At 71.9% G+C, this 24,370-nt stretch carries 19 protein-coding genes; 9 read left to right on the forward strand and 10 right to left on the reverse strand.

Features of this window, described 5'->3' with window-relative positions; genetic code table 11:
• Positions 1–345: 345 nt before the first annotated feature.
• Entirely contained in the window at positions 346–1,095 is a 750-nt protein-coding gene (locus ACIBK8_RS07135) for a L,D-transpeptidase family protein (RefSeq protein ID WP_399040588.1), read from the forward strand.
• 111 nt (positions 1,096–1,206) lie between these two features.
• Here the strand turns inward: ACIBK8_RS07135 and ACIBK8_RS07140 are convergent, their stop codons facing one another.
• A complete protein-coding gene (locus ACIBK8_RS07140; RefSeq protein ID WP_399040590.1) occupies positions 1,207–2,676 on the reverse strand; it encodes a Gfo/Idh/MocA family protein in 1,470 nt (489 codons plus the stop codon).
• A 349-nt stretch (positions 2,677–3,025) separates the two neighbouring features.
• Between ACIBK8_RS07140 and ACIBK8_RS07145 the strand changes: the two genes are divergently transcribed.
• Complete coding sequence (locus ACIBK8_RS07145) at positions 3,026–4,405, forward strand: alpha-amylase family protein (protein WP_399040592.1); 1,380 nt, start codon at positions 3,026–3,028, stop codon at positions 4,403–4,405.
• A 58-nt stretch (positions 4,406–4,463) separates the two neighbouring features.
• On the opposite strand, the gene ACIBK8_RS07150 is transcribed toward ACIBK8_RS07145, so the two are convergent.
• Together ACIBK8_RS07150 and ACIBK8_RS07155 are read right to left on the reverse strand one after the other, a co-directional pair.
• Complete coding sequence (locus ACIBK8_RS07150) at positions 4,464–7,406, reverse strand: FAD-binding and (Fe-S)-binding domain-containing protein (protein WP_399040593.1); 2,943 nt, start codon at positions 7,404–7,406, stop codon at positions 4,464–4,466.
• A gap of 27 nt (positions 7,407–7,433) precedes the next feature.
• Positions 7,434–7,892, reverse strand: a complete 459-nt coding sequence (locus ACIBK8_RS07155) for a MarR family winged helix-turn-helix transcriptional regulator (protein ID WP_399040594.1) — start codon at positions 7,890–7,892, stop codon at positions 7,434–7,436.
• A gap of 108 nt (positions 7,893–8,000) precedes the next feature.
• On the opposite strand from ACIBK8_RS07155, the gene ACIBK8_RS07160 reads away from it, so the two are divergent.
• Positions 8,001–9,845, forward strand: coding sequence for an ABC transporter ATP-binding protein (locus ACIBK8_RS07160; RefSeq protein ID WP_399040595.1), 1,845 nt, complete (start codon positions 8,001–8,003; stop codon positions 9,843–9,845).
• Positions 9,846–9,964: 119 nt separating this feature from the next.
• Positions 9,965–10,384: a hypothetical protein gene (locus ACIBK8_RS07165; RefSeq protein ID WP_399040596.1), complete on the forward strand. Its 420-nt coding sequence runs from the start codon at positions 9,965–9,967 to the stop codon at positions 10,382–10,384.
• Here the strand turns inward: ACIBK8_RS07165 and ACIBK8_RS07170 are convergent.
• Positions 10,345–13,554, reverse strand: a complete 3,210-nt coding sequence (locus ACIBK8_RS07170; RefSeq protein ID WP_399040597.1) for a glycoside hydrolase family 2 TIM barrel-domain containing protein — start codon at positions 13,552–13,554, stop codon at positions 10,345–10,347. The genes ACIBK8_RS07165 and ACIBK8_RS07170 overlap by 40 nt on opposite strands.
• Positions 13,555–13,839: 285 nt before the next feature.
• Here ACIBK8_RS07170 and ACIBK8_RS07175 point away from each other — a divergent pair, with 285 nt between their 5' ends.
• The gene (locus ACIBK8_RS07175; protein ID WP_399040598.1) at positions 13,840–15,153 is read left to right on the forward strand and encodes an MFS transporter; all 1,314 of its coding nucleotides are present in this window, start codon (positions 13,840–13,842) and stop codon (positions 15,151–15,153) included.
• A 300-nt stretch (positions 15,154–15,453) separates the two neighbouring features.
• Here ACIBK8_RS07175 and ACIBK8_RS07180 read toward each other — a convergent pair whose 3' ends face one another.
• The 6 genes from ACIBK8_RS07180 to ACIBK8_RS07205 form a co-directional block, all read right to left on the reverse strand.
• Positions 15,454–16,602, reverse strand: a complete 1,149-nt coding sequence (locus ACIBK8_RS07180; protein WP_399040599.1) for an NAD(P)-binding domain-containing protein — start codon at positions 16,600–16,602, stop codon at positions 15,454–15,456.
• Positions 16,603–16,657: 55 nt separating this feature from the next.
• Positions 16,658–17,851 carry an LLM class flavin-dependent oxidoreductase gene (locus tag ACIBK8_RS07185; RefSeq protein ID WP_399040600.1) on the reverse strand — a complete coding sequence of 398 codons (1,194 nt, stop codon included), beginning with the start codon at positions 17,849–17,851 and terminating at the stop codon, positions 16,658–16,660.
• Between the two features lies 1 nt (position 17,852).
• On the reverse strand, positions 17,853–18,902 hold the full coding sequence (locus tag ACIBK8_RS07190) for an ABC transporter substrate-binding protein (RefSeq protein ID WP_399040601.1): 1,050 nt from the start codon (positions 18,900–18,902) through the stop codon (positions 17,853–17,855).
• 111 nt (positions 18,903–19,013) lie between these two features.
• Positions 19,014–19,805 (reverse strand): ABC transporter ATP-binding protein, encoded by a 792-nt coding sequence (locus ACIBK8_RS07195; protein ID WP_399040602.1) that lies wholly within the window; start codon positions 19,803–19,805, stop codon positions 19,014–19,016.
• Positions 19,778–20,677, reverse strand: a complete 900-nt coding sequence (locus tag ACIBK8_RS07200; protein ID WP_399040603.1) for an ABC transporter permease — start codon at positions 20,675–20,677, stop codon at positions 19,778–19,780. Before ACIBK8_RS07200 ends, ACIBK8_RS07195 begins: the two co-directional genes overlap by 28 nt.
• Before the next feature lie 275 nt (positions 20,678–20,952).
• Positions 20,953–21,036 (reverse strand): putative leader peptide, encoded by an 84-nt coding sequence (locus ACIBK8_RS07205; protein ID WP_372463791.1) that lies wholly within the window; start codon positions 21,034–21,036, stop codon positions 20,953–20,955.
• 133 nt (positions 21,037–21,169) lie between these two features.
• Here ACIBK8_RS07205 and ACIBK8_RS07210 point away from each other — a divergent pair, with 133 nt between their 5' ends.
• The 4 genes from ACIBK8_RS07210 to ACIBK8_RS07225 all read left to right on the forward strand — a co-directional run bounded on the left by ACIBK8_RS07210 (position 21,170) and on the right by ACIBK8_RS07225 (position 24,357).
• Entirely contained in the window at positions 21,170–21,592 is a 423-nt protein-coding gene (locus ACIBK8_RS07210; protein ID WP_399040604.1) for a YjbQ family protein, read from the forward strand.
• Positions 21,593–21,793: 201 nt separating this feature from the next.
• Positions 21,794–22,666: a YceI family protein gene (locus ACIBK8_RS07215; RefSeq protein WP_399040605.1), complete on the forward strand. Its 873-nt coding sequence runs from the start codon at positions 21,794–21,796 to the stop codon at positions 22,664–22,666.
• Between the two features lie 230 nt (positions 22,667–22,896).
• A complete protein-coding gene (locus ACIBK8_RS07220; protein WP_393681255.1) occupies positions 22,897–22,992 on the forward strand; it encodes a putative leader peptide in 96 nt (31 codons plus the stop codon).
• A 189-nt stretch (positions 22,993–23,181) separates the two neighbouring features.
• On the forward strand, positions 23,182–24,357 hold the full coding sequence (locus ACIBK8_RS07225) for an acyl-CoA dehydrogenase family protein (protein WP_399040606.1): 1,176 nt from the start codon (positions 23,182–23,184) through the stop codon (positions 24,355–24,357).
• The last annotated feature ends 13 nt before the right edge of the window (positions 24,358–24,370 follow it).

Below are 24,370 nucleotides of genomic sequence, written 5' to 3' on the forward strand. Positions count from 1 at the left end.
CAGGGGGGCGGTGCTTCGTGCCTGCGGTACCAACTCGTCCACCAGCCTTCGGTTGTGGGACGAGCGCTCGCCCCTGTTGCTCGTCGCATCCCGTACGAACCGGCCCCCTTGGCCATGACCGTGCCCGTGGCTCCGCGCCACAGGTCTGTTGCCGTTGCCGGTATGCGTGTGTGGTGTGCGGTGGCGTGGGCCGTGCGGGGGCGAGTCATGGAAGGCTGGCGTGTCGGGCGGTCGATTTCAAACGGTTTTTCCGGGCGTCGGGCGGATCGGGCCAGGCACGTGCGGCACCGGCGTAACGGGCGGTCGCCGAAGGCCGTTCGGGCCTGCGGTGGGACGATGGGGCTCATGCGAAGCGTGGGCAGTGCGATACGGACGGCGGCGGTGGCCGCGGCGGGACTGGTTCTCCTGGCGGGCTGCGGGGGCGGCACGAGCGGTGGCGAGCGCGGGCAGGGCGATGGAGCGGGGCAGGGGAAGCGGCCGGGCGGGCAGGCGCACGCCTCCGCCACCACGCATCTGCGGAACGTCCCCGGTGTCGGCGCGACGCTGCGCGCCCGCATCCCGTCCGGCTCGCGCCAGGTGGTGGCCGTCTACGGAAAGGGCGCGGATTCCGCCGACTCCACCGTCGTGTTGTACGAGAAGGGCGCCAAGGGGTGGGACCAGAAGGGGAGTTGGCAGGCGCACAACGGTCGGCACGGCTGGAGCGTGGATCACCACGAAGGTGACAAGCGCAGCCCGGTCGGTGTGTTCACGCTGACCGACGCCGGCGGTGTGCTCGCCGACCCGGGCGCCCGCCTGCCGTACACCCACACGGCCGCGTTCACCCCGCCCGCGTACTGGTCGAAGAACACCCGGCACGACTTCGACTACGTCGTCGCCGTGAACTACAACCGCGTCAAGGGCGCCTCCCCGCTGGATCCGGCACGCCCCGAGGGAGAGTCCAAGGGGGGCGGGATCTGGCTGCACATGGATCACGGGAGCGGTACGTCCGGCTGCGTCAGCATCTCCAAGTCGGGCATGGCGACACTGCTGCGCTCGCTCGATCCGGCGCGGCATCCGGTGGTGGTCATGGGGGACAGGGCGCATCTTGCGAAGTGAGGCCGGGCGGGCCTGAATCCGCGTCGCGGCGGTCTTCGCCGTCTCCCGGGGGAGGGGAGGAGGACCTCGCCACCCTCCCCCCGCCCGCCTACTCCGCCGTCTTCTCCCCTCCTACTCCTCCGGCCTGGCCGAATCCATCCCCGTCCGGGCGTGCTTCCACTGTCCGCGGGTGAAGTCGGGGAATTCCTGGGGCTCGCCCTTCGCCCTGAGTGAGGCGTCGCTCAGCGGGACCGGGGCGGTCCAGGTGGCCGCGTCGTAGACGTCGAAGTCGGGTACCAGGCCGAGCCGCATGCACTGCATCAGCCGGAAGACCATCATGTAGTCCATGCCGCCGTGGCCGCCCGGCGGGTTGGCGTGCTCCTTCCAGAGCCAGTGGTCCCAGTCCGCGTACCGGGCGAAGTCGCCCCACTCGTCGTTGTTCTGGTCGGGCTCCAGGTAGATCCGTTCCGGGTAGTCCTCGAAGACGCCCTTGGTGCCGCCGAGGCTGTTGATGCGGCTGTAGGGGTGTGGTGTCGAGACGTCGTGTTCCAGCCGGATCACCCGGCCCTTGGCGGTCTGCACGAGGCTGATCGTCCGGTCGCTCTCGACGTACGACTCCTTCCAGCTCGGGTCGCCGGCCGGCATGTGCTCCTTGCGGTACGCGGCGAGCCCCAGCGCCGGTGTGCCGAAGCTGGAGATCCGTACGGCGCGGTCGCCGCGGTTGACGTCCATGTAGTTGGCGACCGGGCCGAAACCGTGGTTGGAGTAGAGGTCGCCGCGTAGCCGGGTGTGCCACAGGCGGCGCCACGGGCCCTCGTAGTACTCCGGGTCGAACATGAGGCCGCGCAGGTCGTGGTTGTACGCGCCGGCGCCGTGCAGCAGGTCGCCGAAGAGCCCGGCGTGCGCCATGCGCAGGACCCGTAGTTCGTTTCTGCCGTAACAGCAGTTCTCCAGTTGGAGGCAGTGTCTGCGGGTGCGTTCGGAGAGGTCGACCAGCTCCCACAGCTCGTCCAGCCGGAGTGCCAGCGGGCATTCCACGCCGACGTGTTTGCCGTGCAGCATCGCCGTTCTGGCCATTTCGAAGTGCTGGTCCCAGGGCGTCGCGGCGTAGACGAAGTCGAGGTCGCCGCGCTTGCACAGGTTCGCGAAGTCGTGCTCGCCGTTGGTGTAGACGGCGGGCGCGGGCTGTCCGGCGTCGGTGACTTTCTTGGCGGCCTTGGCGGTTTTTTCCTTCACCGGGTCGCACAGTGCGACGACGCGGACGCCGGGGACGGCGAGGAAGAGATCGATCATGGAGCCGCCGCGGTTGCCGAGGCCGATGATCCCCACGCGTACGGTGCGGCGCCCCTCGAACGGTACGCCGATCATGGTCCGGCCCCGTGTCTCGGGTGCCGCCGCGCCGGATGCCTCTGTGTCCGGCTTCGCCGCGTCCGCGGTGGCCGCCGCCGCGCTGCCCGTCGTGAGCCCGCCGAGCCCGAGGCCCGCGCCGGCCGCGCCCGCGGTCCACAGGACCGAACGGCGGCTTGGGCGCGGCTCATCGGGGCGGGGCGCCTGCTCACTCCCGGGGTTGTGAGGGTGGTTCTGCGAATGGGCCTCGTTCATCGGTCCTCCAGGGATCGGATGGCGCGGTGCATACGTGAACCTCGGTCAGGACCCTGGCGGTTGGGCGGTACGACACACAAGAGGGCCGGTTGGATTCCTCGTTCGGCCCCTTGGACTCTTGTTCCCGGGGCCGGACGCGGGGCGGGATCCGTGGTGCGTGAGGGGTGGCTGAGGCGGGCGGAGCGGTCGCAATTTCTTTCGCAAGGCGTTGGAAATAATTGCGGGAAGCCTTGACGTGTCCACACGGAAACCGGCAGGCTCCGACCCGGAACCCCCCCACGGCGGCCCGGCGCCAGGCTGCTTTTCATGGGCGCGGTGCGCCGCGTCCGACTGCTGAAGGAGCCGCAAGATGCAGCATCGTTCCCGTGTGCTGGGCGGGACGCTGGCCGGGATACTGGCCGCGGCCGGCCTCGCCTCGTTCGCACCCTGGACCTCGCAGGCCACCCCGCCCGGCGAGAAGACCGTCACTGCCACCATGTTCGAGCGGAGCTTCGCGGACGTCGCCACGTCCTGCACCGACGAACTCGGCCCGGCGGGCTACGGCTACGTCGAGGTGTCACCCGCGTCCGAGCACATCCAGGGCGGCCAGTGGTGGACCTCCTACCAGCCCGTCAGCTACAAGATCGCCGGCCGCCTCGGCAGCCGCGACGACTTCGCCGCGATGACGAAGGCGTGCCACGCGGCCGGCGTCAAGGTCATCGCGGACGCGGTCATCAACCACATGTCGTCCGGCTCCGGCACCGGCACCGGCGGCACCCAGTACACCAAGTACGGCTATCCCGGCGTCTACCAGGACCAGGACTTCCACGGCTGCCGCAAGGACATCTCGAACTACGGCGACCGCAACGACGTCCAGAGCTGCGAACTGGTGGGCCTCGCCGACCTCGACACCGGCAGCGACGCGGTCCGCACCACCGTCGCCGGGTACCTCGACGACCTGCGCTCGCTGGGCGCGGACGGCTTCCGCATCGACGCGGCCAAGCACATGGCGGCCGACGACCTCGCCGCCATCAAGGGCAAGATGACCGAGGACCCCGGCTACTGGGTGCAGGAGGTCATCTACGGCGGCGGCGAAGCGGTGCAGCCCGACGAGTACACCGGCATCGGCGACGTCGACGAATTCCGCTACGGCAGCCACCTCAAGAGCGCCTTCCAGGGCGGCGACATCGCCCAGCTCAAGTCGGTGGCCGACGGCAAGCTCGGCAGCGGCTCGGCCCGTACCTTCGTCGACAACTGGGACACCGAGCGCAACGGCTCGACGCTGACCTACAAGGACGGCGCGGCCTACACCCTCGCCAACGTGTTCATGCTGGCCTCGCCCTACGGCTCGCCCAACGTCTACTCCGGCTACGAGTGGTCCGACAAGGACGCGGGCCCGCCCAGCGGCTCCGGCGGCTGGACCGGCGAGCACGCCAAACAGGAGATCACCGGGATGGTCGGATTCCGTAACGCGGTGGGCCCGGCCGAGCTGACCGACTGGTGGGACAACGGCGGCAGCGCCCTCGCCTTCGGCCGCGGCACGTCCGGCTTCGTCGCCCTCAACAACGGTGACGGTGACCTCACGCAGACCTTCACCACCTCCCTGCCGGGCGGCACCTACTGCAACGTCGTCAAGGCCGCGGCCGACCACTGCGACGGCAACACCGTCACCGTCGGCGACGACGGCACGGCGCAGCTGACCGTGCCGGCCAAGAGCGCGGTGGCCCTGCACGTGGGCGCCAAGAGCTGATGCCACAAGGGGTGCGCCCGGTCTCCGTACGGGAGGCCGGGCGCACCCTTGTGCCGCGTCATCCGGTGGCCGTCGGCGGCCGGGTGGCCCGCTCCAGCTCCACCAGCACCGAGTGGTAGGCGGGGCGGCCCAGCGCGTGGTCCATGCCGACCTCGCACATCCGGTTCGCTGACAGGTAGGCGTCGAAGGTGCGGGCGCCGACCTCGGCGGCTTCCCTCGCGGTCGCCGACTCGGTGAGTTCCCTGTGCAGCATCCCGCGGTCCCCGGCGAAGGCGCAGCAGCGCAGGTCGTCGGGGACCACGACGTCCCGCGCGCACGCCTCGGCGACCTCCCGCAGCTGCGCCTCGTCGCCCAAGTGCCGCATGGAGCAGGTGGGGTGGAGGACGGCGGAGCCGGTCGTCCGGTGGATCTCCAGGTGCGGCAGGAGGTCGCGCGCGGCCCAGACGACGGAGTCGACGACGGTCAGCTCGGCGTGCAGGGCGCGGTGGGCCGGGGTCAGGTAGGGGGTCACCTCGTGGGCGATGCCGAGGGTGCAGGAGGAGGCGTCCACGACCAGCGGCAGCCGTCCGCCCGCCGTCCAGCCCCAGGCCGCCTCGACGATGCGGTTGGCCATCACCACGGTGCCCCGTTCGTAGCCCTTGGAGTGCCAGATCGTGGCGCAGCAGGTCCCGGTCACGTCCGGCGGGATCCACACCGGCTTGCCCGCCCGCCCGGAGACCGCGACCACCGCTTCCGGCAGCGAGGGGCCGAGGTCGCCTGCGGGGCCGCCGAAGATGCGGTTCACGCAGGCCGGGTAGTAGACCGCGACCGCGTCCGCCCTGGTGGTGGCGGGCAGGGTGCGGGCCGCGGCGCCGGGGATCTGCGGCAGCCAGCGCGGTACCAGGTCGGGGCGTACGGCCTTGCGGGCGGCGTCGGTCGCCGACTCAAGGAGCCGGTCGTCGATCCGCCGGGCGGCGGCCACCGCGAGGCGGGCGGCCCGTTCGGCGGTCGCGAAGTGCCGGGCGAACAGCGCGGCCGACCGCTCCTCGCGCGGGGAGTGCCGCCGGTGGCGGAAGTCCTTCATCATCGCGCCGGTGTCGATGCCCACCGGGCAGGCCAGCTTGCAGGTGGAGTCGCCGGCGCAGGTGTCGACCGCGTCGTAGCCGTAGGCCGCGAGCAGCGCGTCGTTGACCGGGGATTCCGGTGGCTGCCGCAGCATCTCGCGGCGCAGCACGATGCGTTGGCGTGGGGTGGTGGTCAGGTCCTGGCTGGGGCAGGTCGGTTCGCAGAAGCCGCATTCGATGCAGGGGTCGGCGACCGCCTCGATGCGCGGGATGGTCTTCAGGCCGCGCAGGTGGGCCTTGGGGTCGCGGTCGAGCAGGACGCGCGGGGCGAGGATGCCGTGCGGGTCGATGAGGCGCTTGATCCGCCACATCAACTCCGTTGCGCGCGGCCCCCATTCGCGTTCCAGGAACGGGGCGATGTTGCGTCCGGTGGCGTGCTCGGCCTTGAGCGAGCCGTCGAAGCGGTCGACGACCAGTGTGCAGAACTCCTCCATGAAGGCGGCGTAGCGCGCCACGTCGTCGGGGCGGGCGGCGTCGAAGGTGAGCAGGAAGTGCAGGTTGCCGTGTGCGGCGTGGCCGGCCACCGCCGCGTCGAAGCCGTGCAGGACCTGGAGTTCACGCAGCGCGACGCAGGCGTCGGCCAGCCGGTCGGGCGGTACCGCGAAGTCCTCGGTGATCAGGGTGGTGCCGGCCGGCCGGGAGCCGCCGACCGCCGTCACGAACGCCTTGCGGGCGCTCCAGTATCCGGCGATGGTGCCGGCGTCGCGGGTGAAGGCGTTGGTGACGGAGGCGACCGGGGCAACCAACTCCAGGTCGTCCAGCAGTCGTTCGGCGGTCTGCTCCCACGCGCGCAGCGCGTCCTCGTCGGGCGCCCGGAACTCCACCAGCAGCGCGGTGGTGTCCTTCGGCAGGTCCGCCCAGTCGGCCGGTACCCCGGCGACGCTCACCGAGGCGCGCAGGGTGTTGCCGTCCATCAGCTCGACGGCCCGCGCGCCCGCCGCGTTGAACCGCGGTACGGCCGTGGCCGCCGCCCGCAGGGTGGGGAAGAACAGCAGCGCGGTGGCGGTGTGACGGTCCAGCGGCAGGGTGTCGAAGACGGTCTCCGCGATGAAGCCGATGGTGCCTTCGGAGCCGACCGCCAGACCGCGCAGGATCTCGGCAGGGGTGCCGCCGTCGAGGAAGGCGTCCAGGCGGTAGCCGTTGGTGTTCTTGATCTCGTACTTGGCGCGGATCCTGGCGACCAGGTCAGGGTCCGCCTCGATGGTGGCCTTGAGCGCGAGCAGTCCGGCGCACAACTCGGGCTCGGCGTGCGCCAGTTCCGCGTCGGCCGCCGGGTCCGCGGTGTCGACGAGGGTGCCCGACGGCAGGACGAGGGTGACCGATGCCAGCGTCCGGTAGGAGTTGCGGGTGGTGCCCGCGGTCATCCCTGACGCGTTGTTGGCGACCACGCCGCCCAGGGTGCAGGCGACGGCGCTGGCCGGGTCGGGCCCCAGCAGCCGGCCGTACCTGGCCAGCGCCGCGTTGGCGCGCAGCACCGTCGTGCCGGGCCTGATGCGGGCGCGGGCGCCGCCGTCGAGCACCTCGATGCCCGACCAGTGCCTGCGGACGTCGACGAGGATGTCCTCGCCCTGCGCCTGGCCGTTGAGGGAGGTCCCGGCGGCGCGGAGGACGACGTGGCGGCCCTTGCCGTGGGCGTAGGAGAAGACCGCGGAGACGTCGTCGATGTCTTCGGCGAGCACCACGACCTGCGGGACGAAGCGGTAGGGGCTGGCGTCGGACGCGTAGCGGACCAGGTCGGAGAGGGTGTGCAGCACCTTGCCCGGGCCGAGCAGTGCGATCAGGTCGCCGCGCAGCGGCTCGGGGGTGCCGGACGCGCGGCCCGCGGCGACCCGGTCGGGGGAGGGGGCCCCGGTCGCGGCGGGCCGCAGGGCCCCGGGATTCGGCTCCAGCAGAGGCATGGCGACTCCTCCAGACGCAGGCTTTTCTCAGCAGCGCGGCCCCGGACCGTCGACCAGGGTGGCCAGCAGGCCGCCGAGCACCTCGCGCTGTTCCTCGGTCAACGGAGCCAGGATGTCCTCCGCGGCGGCCCGGCGCGCGCTGCGCAGCGCGTCGAGCGTGGCGCGTCCGGTGTCGGTCAGCTCGACGCGTACCACCCGGCGGTTGGCCGGATCGGGTACCCGGCGGACCGCGTCGTGCGCCTCCAGGGCGTCGACCAGCGTCGTCACCGCCCGTGGCACCACTTCGAGGCGCTCGGCGAGGTCGGCCATCCGGGGCGGGGCGTCGCGGTAGTGGTCCACGATCCGCAGCAGCCGGGACTGCGCGGGGGTGAAGGCGATGTCCAGCTGCTGCATGCGGTGTCGTTGTGCGCGGTGCATCCGGCGGGTCAGCCGTACCAGCTGTTCGGCGACCTGGGAGGTGCTGTGCGTCGGCTCGGGGGAGGACATGGACGGAGGATAACAGGATCAAGTTCATTGTGAGTATAGGTAACAATGAGCTAGGCTCCGTGACCGTCGCACGACGTCCGCCTCCCCGCACACCCTCCGAAGGAGCCCATGCGCCGCGAAGAATCCGAGTGGACCCCACCGCCCAAGGACCCGGACCAGCCGGTCCAGCTCCGGCGGATCCTGGCACTCTTCCGCCCCTACCGTGGCCGCCTGGCCCTCGTCGGCCTCCTGGTCGGCGCCTCCTCGCTGGTCTCGGTCGCCTCGCCCTTCCTGCTGCGCGAGATCCTCGACGTGGCGATACCCGGGCGCCGCACAGGACTGCTGACCCTGCTCGCCCTCGGCATGATCCTCACCGCCGTGACCACCAGCGTCTTCGGCGTCCTGCAGACCCTGCTCTCCACCACCGTCGGCCAGCGCGTCATGCACGACCTGCGCACCGCCGTCTACGCCAAGCTCCAGCGGATGCCACTGGCCTTCTTCACCCGCACCCGCACCGGCGAGGTCCAGTCCCGGATCGCCAACGACATCGGCGGCATGCAGGCCACCGTCACCTCCACCGCCACCTCCCTGGTCTCCAACCTCACCTCCGTCGTGGCGACCGTCGTCGCCATGCTCGCCCTCGACTGGCGGCTCACCCTCGTCTCCCTGCTGCTGCTCCCGCTCTTCGTGTGGATCAGCCGCCGGGTCGGCAACGAACGCAAGCGGATCACCACCCAGCGGCAGAAGCAGATGGCGGCCATGTCCGCGATCGTCACCGAATCCCTGTCGGTCAGCGGCATCCTCCTGGGCCGCACCATGGGCCGCGCCGACTCCCTCACCCAAAGCTTCGCCGGCGAATCCGAGCGCCTCGTCGACCTGGAGATCCGCTCCAACATGGCGGGCCGCTGGCGGATGGCCACCATCGGCATCGTCATGGCCGCCATGCCCGCACTCATCTACTGGGCCGCAGGACTCGTCCTCCAACTCGGCGGCCCCGCCTTCTCCCTGGGAACCCTGGTCGCCTTCGTCTCACTCCAGCAGGGCCTGCTGCGGCCCACCGTCTCGCTGCTGACGACCGGCGTCCAGATGCAGACCTCGCTCGCCCTCTTCCAGCGCATCTTCGAATACCTCGACCTGCCTGTCGCCCTCACCGAGCCCGCCGCACCGGTACGCATCGCCGCACCCCGCGGCGAGATCCGCTTCGAGCACGTCGGCTTCGCCTACGACGCCGCGGACGCGCCCACCCTCCAGGACATCGACCTGACCGTCCCGGCGGGCAGCAGCCTCGCCGTCGTCGGCGCGACCGGCAGTGGCAAGAGCACCCTGAGCTACCTCGTGCCGCGGCTCTACGACGCCACCGAAGGACGCGTCACCCTCGACGGCACCGACGTCCGCGCACTCGACTTCGCCACCCTGGCCCGCGCCATCGGCGTGGTCTCCCAGGAGACCTACCTCTTCCACGCGTCGGTCGCCGACAACCTCCGCTTCGCCAAGCCCGACGCGAGCGACGACGAGATCGAACGCGCCGCCAGGGCCGCCCAGATCCACGACCACATCACCTCGCTCCCCGACGGCTACGACACCCTCGTCGGCGAGCGCGGCTACCGCTTCTCCGGCGGCGAGAAGCAGCGGCTCGCCATCGCCCGCACCATCCTGCGCGACCCGCCCGTCCTGGTGCTCGACGAGGCCACCAGCGCCCTGGACACCCGCACCGAACACGCCGTCCAGCAGGCCATCGACGCGCTGTCCCGAGGCCGTACGACGGTCACCATCGCGCACCGCCTGTCCACCGTCCGCGACGCCGACCAGATCGTGGTCCTGGACGGCGGGCGGATCGCCGAACGCGGCACCCACGACCAGCTGCTCGCCGCCGACGGACGCTATGCCGCACTGCTGCGGCGCGACGCCCACCAGGAGCCCGCCGACCGTGACGCACGCCTCACACCTGCCGGGGAACAGGTGGTGACCAGCTAAGTGACCCACCGGTAAGGTCGGGCTCGCGGCGGCCAGTTCACTGGTCGGGGTGGCCGCCGCACCCACCCTGCGTCCCGTCCGCCGTCCGCCCGCTCGACCGACCGTTCCGGGAGCACACCGTGGCAGCCACCGCACTCTCCGCCCGACTGCTGGCCCGTACGCTCGCCGCGGCCGGTGTCGCCCACTTCCTCGTGCCCAAACCGTTCGACGCGATCGTGCCCCGCCAACTGCCGGGCAGCGCCCGCGCCTGGACCTACGCCAGCGGCGCCGCCGAACTCGCCGTCGCCGCCGCCGTCGCCCTGCCGCGCACCCGCAGGGCCGGCGCGCTCGCGGCTGCCGGGCTGTTCGCCGCGGTCTTCCCCGCCAACGTCCAGATGGCCTACGACTGGCGGCACCGCCCGGCCCCGCTCAAGGCCATCGCCTACGGCCGGCTGCCCGGCCAGCTCCCGCTCATCGCGCTCGCCCTGCACGCCGCCCGCACCGCTAGTGGCGTGCAAGGTCACCCGGCGGACCCGTCCCGGGCGGGCGCCAGCCGGTAGCCGTAGCGGTACGTCCGGTCGGCGTGCAGCAGGTACTGCTCCAGCGGCGGCGCGCCCCAGGAATCGTTGCCGCCCACCCCCATCTGCCGGTGATTGACACTCAGATGGATCTCCGGGCGCCGCTTCAGCTCGTAAGGGTGCAGCGGACCGTCCAGGTCGGCCGGGGTGTGGTGCAGCGCGCTCAGCTCCAACAGCGGTGCGTCGTCGCCCGGTTCGGCGCTCACCCGCAGCCCCGTGCCGTCACGGGCGGTGAGCGATGCGGTGCGTACGTCGGTGACGTTGCCGGTCTGCTGGGGCCGCACGTACGGGCCGAACTGCGCGTCGACGGTGGAGCGGTGGCGGCCGACGAACGCCGCGGTGCGCCGGTCCCGGTAGTTCTCCTGCGGGCCCCGCCCGTACCACGTGAAGGTGTCGAGCCCGGCGGGCACCGTCAACAGGGCGCCGACCAGCGGCAGATCGGGCAGCAGCACACCGGGGCGCAGGGTGTGCGCGATGCGTACCTCGCCGTCGCCGCGCACCGTGAACACCGTGTCCCAGTGCGAGACGGCGGGCGAGGTGGGCAGCGTGGCGGTGACCTCGATGGTGACCTCGGAGGGTGAGGTGCGGTCGGCCCGCACGCCGGTGACGGTGCGCCCGCTGCCCGCGTCGCGCCAGGTCCCGAGCGTGTTCTGGGCGCCGCGCCCGATGTCGTTGTCGGTGGGCGCCCGCCAGAAGTTGGGCACCGGGCCGCCGGAGAGCAGGGTGCGCCCGCGGTGCCGGTAGGCGGTCAGGGTGCCGGTGGCCTTGTCCAGGACGACCTCGACGTCGCGGCCGGTGACGGTGACCTGCTCGCCGGTCTCGGTCAGCTTCAGCGGCGGCAGCGCCGACGGGTCCGGGTCCGCCGGTGCCGGGGTGTGCCAGGGCAGCGCGAACTGCTCGGCGGCGACGCTGTGTCCTGCGTCCGCCCAGCGCGCGTCGTGCCGGAGCACGAAGGACAGGTTGAGCCAGTACGCGGCGCCGGGCTCCGGGCGCGCCGGCCGCCGCACGGGGATGCGGACGGTCGCGTCGGCGCCCGGCCCGGCGGTGGGCGCGGGCAGCGTGCCGTGCTGGATCCGCTCGCCGTCGCGGGTGACCTCCCAGCGCAGCTCGTAGTCGTCGAGACCGCGGAACAACTGCCGGTTGGTGACGCTGATCTGCGTCTTCGCCGGGTCGGCCGCGGCCATCCGGATCGCCTGGTAGACCTTCTTCACCTCGTGGACGGCGGGATGCGGGGTGCGGTCGGCGGAGACGATGCCGTTGCAGCAGAAGTTCTTGTCGGTGGGGTAGCCGGGCTTCCAGTCGCCGCCGTAGGAGAGGTAGCTGTGCCGGCGGTCGCCGGGGACCGGGAGGCGGATCGCCTGGTCGACGAAGTCCCAGATGAAGCCGCCGTGCAGGTTGGGGTAGCGCTCGAAGACGTCCCAGTACTCCTGGAAGTTGCCGGTGCTGTTGCCCATCGAGTGGGCGTACTCGCACAGGATGAACGGCTTCGGGTTGCCGGACTTGCCGTACTTCTCGACGCCGTCCGGCGCGGTGTACATCTCGCTGTGCAGATCGGCCACGTCGTTCATGCCCTCGTAGTGCACCGGCCGGGACGGGTCGCGGCCGTGCGTCCAGTCGGCCATCTTGCGGAAGTTGGCGCCCTGCCCCGCTTCGTTGCCGAGCGACCAGACCACCACGCTGGGATGGTTCTTGTCCCGCTCGACCATCGAGCGCATCCGGTCCAGGCAGGCGTCGGTCCACTCCGGCAGCCCGCCGGGCAGCACCTCGCGCACGCCGTGCGACTCCAGGTTGGCCTCGCCGACGACGTACAGGCCGTACTCGTCGCAGAGATCGAGCCAGTACGGGTGGTTGGGGTAGTGCGAGGTGCGTACCGCGTTGATGTTGTGCTGCTTCATGAGGCGGATGTCCTGCCGCATCCGCTCCGCGGTGACCGCCTGGCCGTGGTCCGGGTCGGACTCGTGGCGGTTGACGCCGCGCAACACGATCGGCTGCCCGTTGACGGTGAAGGTGCCGGGGCCGTGGGCGACGTTGCGGAAGCCGACCCGGGTGCGCTGGACGTCGACGGCACGGCCCGCCGCGTCGGAGAGCGTGACCACCAGGGTGTAGAGGTACGGGTCCTCGGCCGACCACAGGCGAGGGGCCTGGACGGCGGTGTGCGGGGCGACCGTCACGTCCTTGCCTTCACCGAAGCCGACGGCGGCGGTCAGCGGCTTCGGCAGCACCTCCTTGCCGTCGGCGTCGTGGAGCCTCGCGGTCAGCCGGTGCGCGCCCGCGCCCGCCGCGCCCCGGTTGCGTACGGTCGCCCGCACGGTCAGTTCCGCGTCGCGCGGCACGTCGTCGAGGGTGGTGCGTATCTCCAGGTCCTGGACGTGCACCGGGGGAATCGCGTAGAGGTAGACGTCGCGGAAGATCCCGGACAGGTCGATCATGTCCTGGTCCTCCAGCCAACTGCCGTCGGACCAGCGGTAGACCTCGACCGCCAGCGTGTTGCGGCCCGGCTTCAGCGCGTCGGTGATGTCGAACTCGGCCGGGGTGTAGCTGTCCTCGCTGTAGCCGATCCGCTCGCCGTTGACCCAGACGAAGAATGCCGACTTCACACCCTGGAAGGAGAGCAGGGTACGGCGCCCGTCCCAGCCGCCCGGCACGGTGAAGGCGCGGCGGTAGGAGCCGACCGGGTTGAACCCCTCCGGGACGTGCGGCGGCACCGGCGTCTCGTAACCGGTCCAGGGGTACTTGACGTTGAGGTAGATCGGCTCCGGGTAGCCCTCGATCTCCCAGTTGGACGGTACGGGGATCCGGTCCCAGCCGCTGTCGTCGTACCCCGGGTCGTGGAATCCGGCCGGCCGCTCGTCCGGGTTCTTGGACCAGTGGAAGCGCCAACTGCCGTTCAGGGATCTGTAATACGGGGAGTCGTCGACCACGCCGGCCAGCGCCGCGCCGGCGTCCCGGTACGGGATCAGGCGGGCCCGCGCCGCTTCGCGGTTCACCTGGAAGACCTGCGGCTGCGCGTTCCACTCACCGCCCGCGCCCGCGGCATCGGTGGCGGCCATCTCGGCGGCGAAGGCGCTCTTCTGCGCGGCGAACGCGGCCCAGCCCGCCAGAGCGCTGCCGGTGACCAGGAACGAACGGCGGGACATGCGGCGAGCAGGCATGCGACAACTCCGAACGTAAGGCAACAGGAAGCAGCAGGATCGAACACCGTGTGCCCCAACACAAGCCCCCGGTACGCCACTTCACCACGCGGCGCCGCCCGCCGGACGCGCTCCGTGACCCCCACGGGCGGCCCTGACCACCTCGCCGCACGGCCCCGCATGTTGCCCGCAGATTTCGGCCGCCCTCCGACCCTGGCGGCCACCCGCCCCCGCGGTACATGATCGCGTGTTGGACCGGCCCGCCCCCGGCGGCGGGCGCAGTCGAAGTACCCCGAGCGGAGGACCATGTCGAGCGCGGAACACACCGGACCCCTGACGGAAACCGGGCCACCCGGCGCGCGCAGGCCACCGTCCCCGCTGCGCCAGCTGGCCGCCGCGTCGGTGGGCAACGCCGTCGAGTGGTACGACTGGTACGCCTACTCGTTCCTCGCCGTCTACTTCGCGGAACAGGTCTTCCCCGAGGGCACAGGCAACTCCCTCGTCCCGCTGCTGTCGTCCTTCGCGGTCTTCGCCGTCGGCTTCTTCATGCGCCCGATCGGCGGCCTGCTGATGGGCGCGGTCGCCGACCGCCGTGGCCGCCGCGCCGCACTGACCGTCACCATCCTGCTGATGGGCGGCGGCAGCCTGCTCGTCGCCGTCACCCCCACCTACGCCACCACCGGCGTCCTGGCCCCGGTCGTGCTGGTCGCCGCCCGGCTGATCCAGGGCCTGTCCGTGGGCGGCGAGTTCGCGGCCTCCACCACCTTCCTCGTCGAATCGGCAGGACCCGGCAGACGCGGCCTCTTCTCCAGCTTCCAGTACGTCTCCACCACCATCGGCCAGCTGCTGGCATCCGGCACCGCCGCACTGCTGGCCACCCTGCTCACCGAGGAGCAGATGGGCCTGTGGGGCTGGCGGGTGGCGTTCCTCGGCGGCGCGCTGCTGAGCCTGCTGGGACTGTGGATCAGGCATGGCGCGCAGGAAACTCGCAGTGTTGAACAGCAGGCCGCCGCCCGCCCCGGGCTCTTCGAAGGGCTGCGCCGCTACCCCCGCCAGTCCCTGCTGATCTGCGGCATCACCGCGGGCGGCACCCTCGCCTACTACACCTGGACCACGTACCTGCCGACCTACGCGCAGGTCAACATCGGTTTCGACAAGGGCGAAGCGCTCACCGTCGGCACCATCTCGCTGGTCTTCTTCGCCCTGTTGCAGCCGCTGGGCGGCATGCTCTCGGACCGTATCGGCCGCAAGCCGCTGCTGCTCGGCTTCGCGCTGGGCTTCGCGGTGCTCGCCGTGCCGCTGCTGCACCTGATCTCCGACGCCTTCGTCTCGCTGCTGCTGGTGCAGTGCGCAGGCATGGTGCTGCTCACCGGATACACCGCGGTCGCCGCCGCCGTGAACGCCGAGATCTTCCCCGCCCGGGTACGGGCCGCGGGCATCGGCTTCCCCTACTCGCTCACCGTCGCCCTCTTCGGCGGCACCGCCCCGTACGTCGGCACGTGGTTCAAGTCGGCGGGCCACGCCGACCTGTTCCCCTGGTACGTCGCGGCGCTCTGCCTGGTGTCGTTCTGCGTCTACCTGGCGCTGCCGGAGACGGCACGCACGACGATGGACAACTGACGCACGGGCGCCGCCCCGGCACAACGGAAGGCGCCGCCCCTCCCTGGGACGGGGAGGAGCGGCGCCGTGGAGCACGGTCCGTCAGACGAGCCAACCCACGAAGTGGAGGACGCCGGCAAGCAGGTTGGTGAGGATGTCCATGGGGTGTGTTTCTCCTTGTGCGAATGTGCAATGTGGGACCAACTCTCCGGCCCAGCAAGGGATGTCGACCGGAGGCGCTGTGACGTTCTGCAGTCCGTCGCTTGCGCCCCGTAAGCATCACCCGACGCGAGGTGCCCTGGAAACCCCATTTGACATCGATCACGCTTTCTGGCGAACACTCGCTCCCGCGTTCGTGTGTTCCCATGCGGGGGTGCCGGGCCGCCCCGGCTCCAGCAGCCGCCGCAGATCACGGACCGCGGCCCGGCCCGCCCGGTTGGCGCCGATCGTGCTCGCCGACGGCCCGTAGCCGACGAGATGGATCCGCGGGTCACGCACCACGCGGGTGCCGGCCAGGCGGATGCCGCCGCCCGTCTCGCGCAGCCGCAGCGGCGCGAGGTGGCCGATCGCCGGACGGAAACCCGTCGCGTACAGCAGGACGTCGGCCTCGGCCGTCCGCCCGTCCGCCCAGACCACCCCGCCGGGAGTGACGCGCGCGAACATCGGCAGCCGCTCCAGTACGCCGTGCGCACGGGCCTGCCGCATCGCCTCCGTCATCGGCAGGCCCGTCACGCTCACCACGCTCTGCGGCGGCAGGCCCTCGCGCACCCGCTCCTCGACCCGCGCGACCGCGGCCCGGCCCTGCTCCTCGTCGAACGGGCCCTCGCGGAAGACCGGCGGGCGCCTGGTCACCCAGGTGGTGGCCGCCGCGACCGGCGCGATCTCCAGCAGCTGCTGTACCGCCGACGTCCCGCCGCCGACGACGACCACCCGCTGTCCGCGGAACGCCTCGGGGCCGGGGTACTGCGCGCTGTGCAGCTGCCGTCCGGCGAAGGTCTCCTGCCCGGGGATGCGCGGCAGGAACGGCCGGTCCCAGGTGCCGGTCGCATTGATCAGCGCCCGGGGCGCGTACGTCCCGTCGGAACTCTCGACGCGCAGCCGGCCGCCTGTCCCCTCGCGCACCGCCGCGACGTCCACCGGCCGGTGCACCCGCAGTCCGAATGCCCGCTCGTAGCGGTCGAAGTACGCGCCGATCACCTCCGACGAGGGCCGCGCGGGATCCGCTCCGGTCAGCTCCATGCCCGGCAGCGCGTGCATCCCGTGGACCTTGTCGTAGGTCAGGGTGGGCCAGCGGAACTGCCAGGCGCCGCCGGGGCGCGGCGCGTGGTCGAGCACCACGGCATCGCGGTCCGGTACGTAGCCGGCCCGCCGCAGGTGGTAGGCGGCGGCCAGACCGGCCTGCCCGGCGCCGATCACCGCGACCTCGATCTCGCGCGCCGCGCCGTCGGGGCGCCCTCCGCTGTAGTTCATGTTTCTACTAACTCGGGAGGGCGGTCAGGTCTTCCCGCGGGAGGGAGCCTGCGTCTCAGCGCCCGCCTGCCACCAGCAGCGGAGCCCCGCCGGACGCGGACGCGGGCCGGCTGCCGCCCTGCGCGCCGTCCGGGCCGCCGCCGAGCAGGCCGCGCGCCGCCAGCTCGGGCCGTACGCCCTCGCCGAACCAGTACGCCTCCTCCAGGTGCGGATAGCCGGACAGTACGAAGTGCTCGATGCCCAGGTCGTGGTACTCCTCGATCCGGTCCGCGACCTCCGCGTGGCTGCCGACCAGCGCGGTGCCCGCGCCGCCGCGCACCAGGCCCACCCCGGCCCACAGGTTGGGCGAGATCTCCAGCTTGTCGCGCGACCCGCCGTGCAGCGCCAGCATCCGCTGCTGGCCCACCGACTCGCTCTTGCCCAGGGCCTGTTGGGCCGCCGCGACGGTGTCCGGGTCGAGATCGCCGAGCAGCCGATCGGCACTCGCCCACGCCTCCTTCGACGTGTCCCGCGAGATGGTGTGCAGCCGGATGCCGAACCGGACCGTGCGCCCTTCCCGCTCCGCGAGACCGCGAATCCAGTCGATCTTCTGCTTGACCTGCTCGGGCGGCTCGCCCCAGGTCAGGTACACATCCACGTTCCGGGCGGCGACCGGCCCGGCAGCCGCCGACGAGCCGCCGAAGAAGATCTGCGGCAGCGGATCGGGCGGCAGCGCCGTCAGGCCGCCCTCGACCTGATAGTGCTCCCCCTGGAAGTCGAACGGCGCACCGCCCCACACGCCCCGCACGACCTGGAGGAACTCATCGGTACGGGCGTACCGCCGGTCGTGGTCGAGGTGATCGCCGAACCGCTTCTGCTCGGTCGAGTCGCCGCCGGTGACCACGTTCAGCAGCAGCCGCCCGCGCGAGAGACGCTGGTACGTCGCGGCCATCTGCGCGGCCAGCACCGGTGAGATCACCCCGGGCCTGAAGGCCACCAGGAACTTCAGCCGCTCGGTGACCTGGGTCAGCGCCGTCGTCGTCAGCCAGGCGTCCTCGCACCACGTCCCGGTCGGCGTGAGCACCGCCTCGAAACCCAACTGCTCGGCAGCCTTGGCGATTTGGGCCAGATACTCGATGTCGGGGCCGCGCACCCCGCGCACCGGGGTGATGCGGTCGCGCCGCACACCTCCGTCGGTGTAGGCGTGCCGGTCGACGAGGGTGCGCCCGTCGCCGCCGGTCGGCAGGAACCAGTGCAGGTGTACGGACATGTCAGTGGGCCTTTCCATAGGTGCGCGGCTCGGTGCCTGACGGCGGCAGGCCACCGTTGAAGCGCGGGTCGACGAACGCGCCGAAGTCGAAGGAGCGGGGGATGAGGCGGAACGCGGCGAAGGTGTCGACGATCTTCTGTTCCGAGGCGATCGCGTCCTTGTCCACGGCCACCTGCACCGCCGTGCCCCGGGTGCGCTTGACCGCGGCGAGCGCCACGTCCTTCGGCAGCCCGGTCTCCTTCGCCCAGACCTCGGCCCAGGCGGCCGGGTGCGCGTGCACCCAGTCCTGGGCCCGGCGCAGCCGCTGGACGTAGTCCTTGACCGCCGCCGACTTCTTCTTGTCGTTCAGCGCGGCGGGCGCGGCGACCTGGAAGCCCAGCCCGTTGACCACACCCTGCCCGCTCGCCAGCACCCGCGCGTCGGCCTGCTCCAGCGCCTGCGAGGTGTACGGATCCCACACCGCCCAGGCGTCCACCTTGCCGCGGGTGAACGCGGCCAGCGCGTCGGCCGGCTGGAGGTAGCTGAGCGTGACGTCCTTGGGGGAGAGCCCGGACTTCTTCAGCTGGGCGAGGAGTTGGTAGTGCGCGGAACTGCCCTGCGCCACCGCGATCGACTTCCCCTTGAGCTGAGCGGCGCGGTGCAGCGGCGAGTCCTTCTTCACCAGGACCGCGTCGCCGTCCGCCCTGCTGTGCGCCCCGGCGACCACCTTGATCTTCGACTTCGCCGCCGCCGCGAACACCGGCGGCGTGTTGCCCACCGCGCCGATGTCGACGGCCCCGGCGTTCACCGCCTCCAGCAGCGGCGGCCCCGAGGTGAAGGTGGACCACTTGATCCTGTAGGTGAGGTCGTCCAGCTCCCCAGCGGCCCGCAGCACGGCCTCCGAACCGCCCTTCTGGTCCCCGACGTTGAGGGTCAGCGACCCCTTGCCGTCGGTTCCGCTTCCGGTACCGCCCGCCGAGCCGCCGGCCCCCGCCGCGCCGCCGCAGGCGGCCAGCAGCAGGGTAAGCGGGAGCAGCAGGGCCGGGGCGAGGTGCCGTGGTCGTGATCTCATCGACGTTCCGTTTCTCTTCTCGTGTGGGTGCGCGGCGGTTCTCGTGTGAGGGCGCGACGGTGTGCGGGCGCGATGCTGGGTTCCCCGCGCACCGGCCGCGCGGCCGTGCGGTCAGTGCGCACCGGCCGAAGCGGCCGTCGCCTCCCGCGCCTTCTCCGCGGTGCCCGCCACGCCGAGCCGGTCCAGGAGCCGGGCCCGCAGTGCCGTGAACCCCGGGTCGGCGATGTCGCGCGGGCGCGGCAGGTCCACCGCCGTCTCGTACGCGATCCGGCCGTCCTCCATCACCAGCGCGCGATCGGCCAGCAGCAGCGCCTCGTCGACGTCGTGCGTCACCAGCAGCACCGCACAGCCCCGCTGCTGCCACAGGTCGGCTACCAGCCGCTGGGCCTTGATCCGGGTCAGCGCGTCCAGCGCGCCGAACGGCTCGTCGAGCAGCAGCAGATCCGGCTCCCGCACCAGTGCGCGGGCCAGCGAGGCGCGCTGGGCCTCACCGCCGGAGAGCGTCTTGGGCCAGGCGTCGGCGCGGTGCCCGAGCCCGACCTCCTCCAGCGCCGCCACCGCCGTGCCCCGCTCGGGCCGCCCCGGCAGCCCCAGCAGGACATTGCGCCACACCCGCTTCCAGGGCATCAGCCGAGGCGCCTGGAAGGCCACGGCCTTACGGCGTGGCACCAGCACCTCGCCGTCGATCTCCTGGTCGAGGCCGGCCAGCACCCGCAGCAGCGTCGACTTGCCGCAGCCGCTGCGTCCGAGCAGCGCCACGAACTCGCCTGGCCGCAGCGTCAGTTCGAGGTCGTCGATGACGGCCCGGCCGTCGAACGCCCGCACCAGACCGGCGACCCGCACGGCCGCACCGGCCCCGTCGGCCGTCTCCGGGGTCACCGTCCGGTGAATGTCGGTCGCCATTGCAGCAGCAGCCTTTCGAGGGTACGGACGAGGAAATCGGCGAGCAGACCGAGAATCGCGTAGACCACCAGGCAGACCACGATCACGTCGGTACGGAAGAACTCCCTGGCCTGGTTCATCAGGAAGCCGAGGCCGTCATCGGCGTTGACCTGCTCTCCGAAGACCAGCGCCAGCCAGGCGGTGGCCAGCGAGTAGCGCAGCCCGGTCATGGCACCGGGCAGCGCGCCCGGCAGCACCACGTGCCGGATCAGCCCCCAGCGGCTCAGCCCGAGCGAGGTGCCGGCCTCGACCAACTGCGCGTCCACGCCCCGGATTCCGGCATAGACGTTCAGATAAAGGTGGAAGGCCACCCCCAGCGCGATCAGCGCGATCTTCGGCGCCTCGCCGATCCCCAGCCAGACGATGAACAGCGGGATCATGCCCACCCAGGGGATCGACCGCAGCATCTGCACGGTCGCGTCCACCAGATCCTCGCCGAGCCGCGAAAGCCCGGAAGCCAACGCCAGCGCGACACCTGCCACGCCGCCCAACACCAGCCCCACGGCGACCCGTTGCAGCGACACCACCATCGCCGACGGCAGCGTCCCGTCCGAGACCAGCCCCGCTCCGGTGGCGGCGATCGTGCCGGGCGACGCCAGGATGTCCTCGTGCAGCACACCGGTCGCACTGAGCACCTGCCACAGCGCCAGCAACGCCACGGGGCCGACCGTACGGCGCAACCACCGCGGCACGGACCGCCGCCGCCCGGACACCGGCACCACACGCGACAACTCGGGAGGCGGCCCCGCGGACCCGCCTCCCTCGGCGAGCGCCGCGGCCCCGGCGGACGTATCGGGTGGCACCTGTCCGGCCACGGCCTGATCGAGACTCATCGGAACTCCACGGAGGGGAGGGGAGGGAGGGAGGGGGAGGGAGGGGGAAGGGGCGGGCGCGGGACCGCAGTTGGCCGGCGCGTACCGGAAGGACCACCGGGAGGGCCGGTGCCGGTACCGCACGCGCACGCCGGGCGAGGCGCGCGGGCACGCACGGGGGAACGGGGAACAACGCGCTACGGAACGCAGAACGCGGGTCGCGGACCGTGGGCCCGGCAGGGAGAGAAGAGCCGCAAGCCCTCAGAAAGAGGAGGACGCCTACGGCGGGAAAAGCGTCAGCAGCCGCGGCGACAGGTGGCGGAGGCCACTCGCAGCAGGTCGATGTGACCACGCGTCGTGAGCTGGGCTGACGTAGACATGCCGCCGAACGTAGCGGGGCGCCGAGACAGGGGTCAATCGCCGTCTCGGCAGGTGGACCTTTGTTGCGGGCGTATGGCGGACGCGGCCCCGAGACTGCGTTCCCGGCACCAGCCGCCGTACGAAGATGGGCACATGAGCACCACATTCATCACGCGCACCCTCGACGTCACCACCGGCTCGACGGAGACCGTCGCCGACCTGACAGCCGATTGCGACGCCTTCCTCCGGGAGGCCGCACACGGCGGCGACGGCCTCCTCAACCTCTTCGTCCCGCACGCCACCGCCGGCATCGCCATCCTGGAGACCGGCGCGGGCAGCGACGACGACCTGCTGTCCGCCCTGCACGACCTGCTGCCCGCCGACAACCGCTGGCAACACCGCCACGGCAGCCCCGGCCACGGCCGCGACCACGTCCTCCCGGCGCTCGTCCCGCCGCACGCCACCCTGCCGGTCGTCGCGGGGCGGATGGCCCTGGGGACGTGGCAGTCCGTGTGCCTCGTCGACACCAACAAGGACAACCCGCACCGCGAGGTCCGGCTGAGTTTTCTGGGGTGACCGGGGCCGTCGGGGGAGGGGACCGCGGCGATGCGAGAAACATCACCTTTAGCTAGGTCTTGACACCGGATGGTCAATTTTGAGGCCGTGGCGGTGACAGGATAGAAGGGATTCCGCACCATTTTCGTGCGATTTCAATCCGCAATCCTGCCAGCCTCCGTTCGTCCCCGGACCGAGACAATCGATGGGCCCCGTCCTGCTATGCCGCTCCCCTTCCTCCACCGTCTGCGCGACCGTACGCTGCACAGCCCCCAGCCCTCCCTGCCGCGTGGCGCGGGCGCGCTGGACCTGTGCGTCAACGATCCCGTCGGGCTGGCGATGGCGGGCGTGGGGATCTCGGTCCGTGACACCCAGGGTCAGGAAGTGACGCACGGACTGACCGATCCCAACGGACGGCTGACCGTGACGCTGCCGCCCGGCGGCTACCGGCTCGTGGTGACGTCCGACGGCTTCAGCCCGGTCCGGTGCGAGGCCGAGGTGGTGGCGGGTGAGCGCACCGTGCAGGGCCCCGTCACGATGGAACTGGCGCCTGCGGTCCCGCTGCCCGAGCCCGGACAGTGGCGGATCGACCCCGACCACTCCGCCATCCGCTTCGCCGCCCGGCACATCGGTCTCGCCGACATCTACGGCCGCTTCAACAACTTCGAGGGCGGACTGTGGATCGGTGAACGGATGCAGGACTCCCGGGTCGAGGTGACCATCGACGCGGCGAGCCTGGACACCGGCGTACGGATGCGGGACGACCATCTGCGGTCGGCGGAGTTCCTGGACGTGGCCCGGTTCCCCTACCTCCAGTTCGCCGGTGACAAGTTCGTCCACAAGGGCGGCAGCCGGTGGGCCGTGCAGGGCGTGCTGCACCTGCACGGCGTCAGCCGCAACGTCCAGCTGGACACCCGCTACCTGGGCATCGGCACGGGCATGGCGGGCGAGACCCGCACGGCCTGCCGCGCCGTCACCGAACTGCACCGCGAGGACTTCACCCTCGACTGGCGCAAGATGCTCGCCAGAGGCATCGCCGCGATCGGCGCGACGATCCGGATCGATCTGGACATTCAGGCGGTTCGGCCGGAGTAGCGGCCGGGGAGTGAGAGGGGCGCCCCGCCTTTCCGGCAGATGGCCGGGGAGGCGGGGCGACGTCATGTGCGGCCGGGGCGCCGGCGGGCAGGGCGAGCGGGATTCCCTGCCAACGTTTTCGTTTCCGCAGGTCGTGGGCGGGGCCGTGGGCGCGGCTGGTAGGGAATCCCTATAGCCGTTTCGTCAAAGCCGTCTCGACCGGGGGCGGTCGGGCTGGTTCAATCGGCGGTATGACCGAGGAACGGCAGGAACTCACGCGGCGTCGCCACGTCGACCTGTCGCGGGTTTCCAGTGCCGTCTGTACCCCGGCGGCCGTTCGGGCCTGAGCGCACTGTGGACAGCGCGCGTAGCCGGTAGCCTCCGCGCCGCCCGTTCCGGATCTGCTTCCCCCTCCTCTCTTCTTCCTCCTTCCTCCCCTTCCCGCGTGCGACGGCCGTCCGATGCCGTACGGACCGCGTCCGCGGCCGGGCCCGGCGCTGCCCGGGTGCCCGCTCACCGCCCCCGGAGGCCCCCGCATGCCCTCGTCCGCCCTCCCTCCCGAACTGTCCGCGCGGCTTCGCGCCGACGCCGCCGCACTCGAAGCGCGCCGCGAACTCCCTTACAGGGGCGTGGAGTTGGTGCGGGACAGTGGGCTGGGGGCGCTGCGGGTGCCGGTGGAGCACGGCGGGCGCGGTGGTTCGCTCGCCGCGTTGTTCCGTACCGTCGTCGATCTCGCCGAGGCCGACTCCAACGTGGCGCAGGCGCTCCGCCCGCACTTCGGATTCGTGGAGCTGCTGATCAGCCAGGGCACCGGGACCGAGCGGGAGCGCTGGTTCCCGCTCGTCGCGGGCGGTGCGCTGTTCGGCAACGCGGCGTCCGAGCGGGGCACGGCACACCCCGGGGAGATCAGGACCCGCATCACGGCCGACGGGGAGCACTTCCGGGTCGACGGCACCAAGTTCTACTCGACCGGCTCGCTCTTCGCCGACTACGTCGTGGCGATCGCCCTGGACGACGAGGAGCGCCGGGTCCGGGTGGTGCTGCCGCGTGACCGGGAGGGCCTGGAGCTGGCCGACGACTGGGACGCGCTCGGCCAGCGGACCACCGCCAGCGGCACCACGCGGCTGCGGGGAGTGCGTGCCTACGCCGACGAGGTGGCGGTCGACGCGACGGCCCGGCAGCGCCGTACCCATCTGGGCCCGTACTACCAGCTCTACTTGGCCGCCGTGCACACCGGCATCGCCAAGGCTGCCGTGGCCGATGCCGTGGAGTACGCGCGGGACAAGGCGCGGCCCGTGCAGCACGCCGGGGTCGCACGGGCCGTGGACGATCCGCTGGTCCAGCACACGGTCGGCTCGATCGCCGCGCTCGGCTATGCGGCCGAGGCCGCCGTGCTGCGGGCGGCGGATGCGCTCGACGAGGCACTGGCGGTGCGCGGCGAGGACGGTGTCGCGGGTCTGCCCGATGCCCTGCACGACGCGGCGGTGCAGGTGTCGCAGGTACAAGTGGTGGCCGCGCGCGCCGCGTTGGACGCGGGGGAGCGGCTCTACGACGTCGGCGGCGCCTCGGCGACGCTGCGCGAACACCACCTCGACCGGCACTGGCGCAACGCCCGCACGCTCGCCTCGCACAACCCGGTCGCGCACAAGGCCAGGGTGGCGGGCGACTGGCTGCTCAACGGCACCCCGCCCCCGCTGAACGGCTTCTTCTGACCGCCAGGCTCCG

Origin of the sequence: Streptomyces sp. NPDC050161, from assembly GCF_044460025.1 — a bacterium.
GTDB lineage: Bacteria > Actinomycetota > Actinomycetes > Streptomycetales > Streptomycetaceae > Streptomyces.

What these genes read in the sequence shown, in the direction of transcription:
- ACIBK8_RS07225 (WP_399040606.1), top strand. Translation starts at nt 23,182, where the DNA reads ATGCCCTCGTCCGCCCTCCCTCCCGAACTGTCCGCGCGGCTTCGCGCC.
- ACIBK8_RS07170 (WP_399040597.1), bottom strand. Translation starts at nt 13,554, where the DNA reads ATGCCTGCTCGCCGCATGTCCCGCCGTTCGTTCCTGGTCACCGGCAGC.
- ACIBK8_RS07145 (WP_399040592.1), top strand. Translation starts at nt 3,026, where the DNA reads ATGCAGCATCGTTCCCGTGTGCTGGGCGGGACGCTGGCCGGGATACTG.
- ACIBK8_RS07190 (WP_399040601.1), bottom strand. Translation starts at nt 18,902, where the DNA reads ATGAGATCACGACCACGGCACCTCGCCCCGGCCCTGCTGCTCCCGCTT.
- ACIBK8_RS07180 (WP_399040599.1), bottom strand. Translation starts at nt 16,602, where the DNA reads ATGAACTACAGCGGAGGGCGCCCCGACGGCGCGGCGCGCGAGATCGAG.
- ACIBK8_RS07175 (WP_399040598.1), top strand. Translation starts at nt 13,840, where the DNA reads ATGTCGAGCGCGGAACACACCGGACCCCTGACGGAAACCGGGCCACCC.
- ACIBK8_RS07215 (WP_399040605.1), top strand. Translation starts at nt 21,794, where the DNA reads ATGCCGCTCCCCTTCCTCCACCGTCTGCGCGACCGTACGCTGCACAGC.
- ACIBK8_RS07200 (WP_399040603.1), bottom strand. Translation starts at nt 20,677, where the DNA reads ATGAGTCTCGATCAGGCCGTGGCCGGACAGGTGCCACCCGATACGTCC.
- ACIBK8_RS07150 (WP_399040593.1), bottom strand. Translation starts at nt 7,406, where the DNA reads ATGCCTCTGCTGGAGCCGAATCCCGGGGCCCTGCGGCCCGCCGCGACC.
- ACIBK8_RS07185 (WP_399040600.1), bottom strand. Translation starts at nt 17,851, where the DNA reads ATGTCCGTACACCTGCACTGGTTCCTGCCGACCGGCGGCGACGGGCGC.
- ACIBK8_RS07195 (WP_399040602.1), bottom strand. Translation starts at nt 19,805, where the DNA reads ATGGCGACCGACATTCACCGGACGGTGACCCCGGAGACGGCCGACGGG.
- ACIBK8_RS07155 (WP_399040594.1), bottom strand. Translation starts at nt 7,892, where the DNA reads ATGTCCTCCCCCGAGCCGACGCACAGCACCTCCCAGGTCGCCGAACAG.
- ACIBK8_RS07135 (WP_399040588.1), top strand. Translation starts at nt 346, where the DNA reads ATGCGAAGCGTGGGCAGTGCGATACGGACGGCGGCGGTGGCCGCGGCG.
- ACIBK8_RS07160 (WP_399040595.1), top strand. Translation starts at nt 8,001, where the DNA reads ATGCGCCGCGAAGAATCCGAGTGGACCCCACCGCCCAAGGACCCGGAC.
- ACIBK8_RS07220 (WP_393681255.1), top strand. Translation starts at nt 22,897, where the DNA reads ATGACCGAGGAACGGCAGGAACTCACGCGGCGTCGCCACGTCGACCTG.
- ACIBK8_RS07210 (WP_399040604.1), top strand. Translation starts at nt 21,170, where the DNA reads ATGAGCACCACATTCATCACGCGCACCCTCGACGTCACCACCGGCTCG.
- ACIBK8_RS07140 (WP_399040590.1), bottom strand. Translation starts at nt 2,676, where the DNA reads ATGAACGAGGCCCATTCGCAGAACCACCCTCACAACCCCGGGAGTGAG.
- ACIBK8_RS07205 (WP_372463791.1), bottom strand. Translation starts at nt 21,036, where the DNA reads ATGTCTACGTCAGCCCAGCTCACGACGCGTGGTCACATCGACCTGCTG.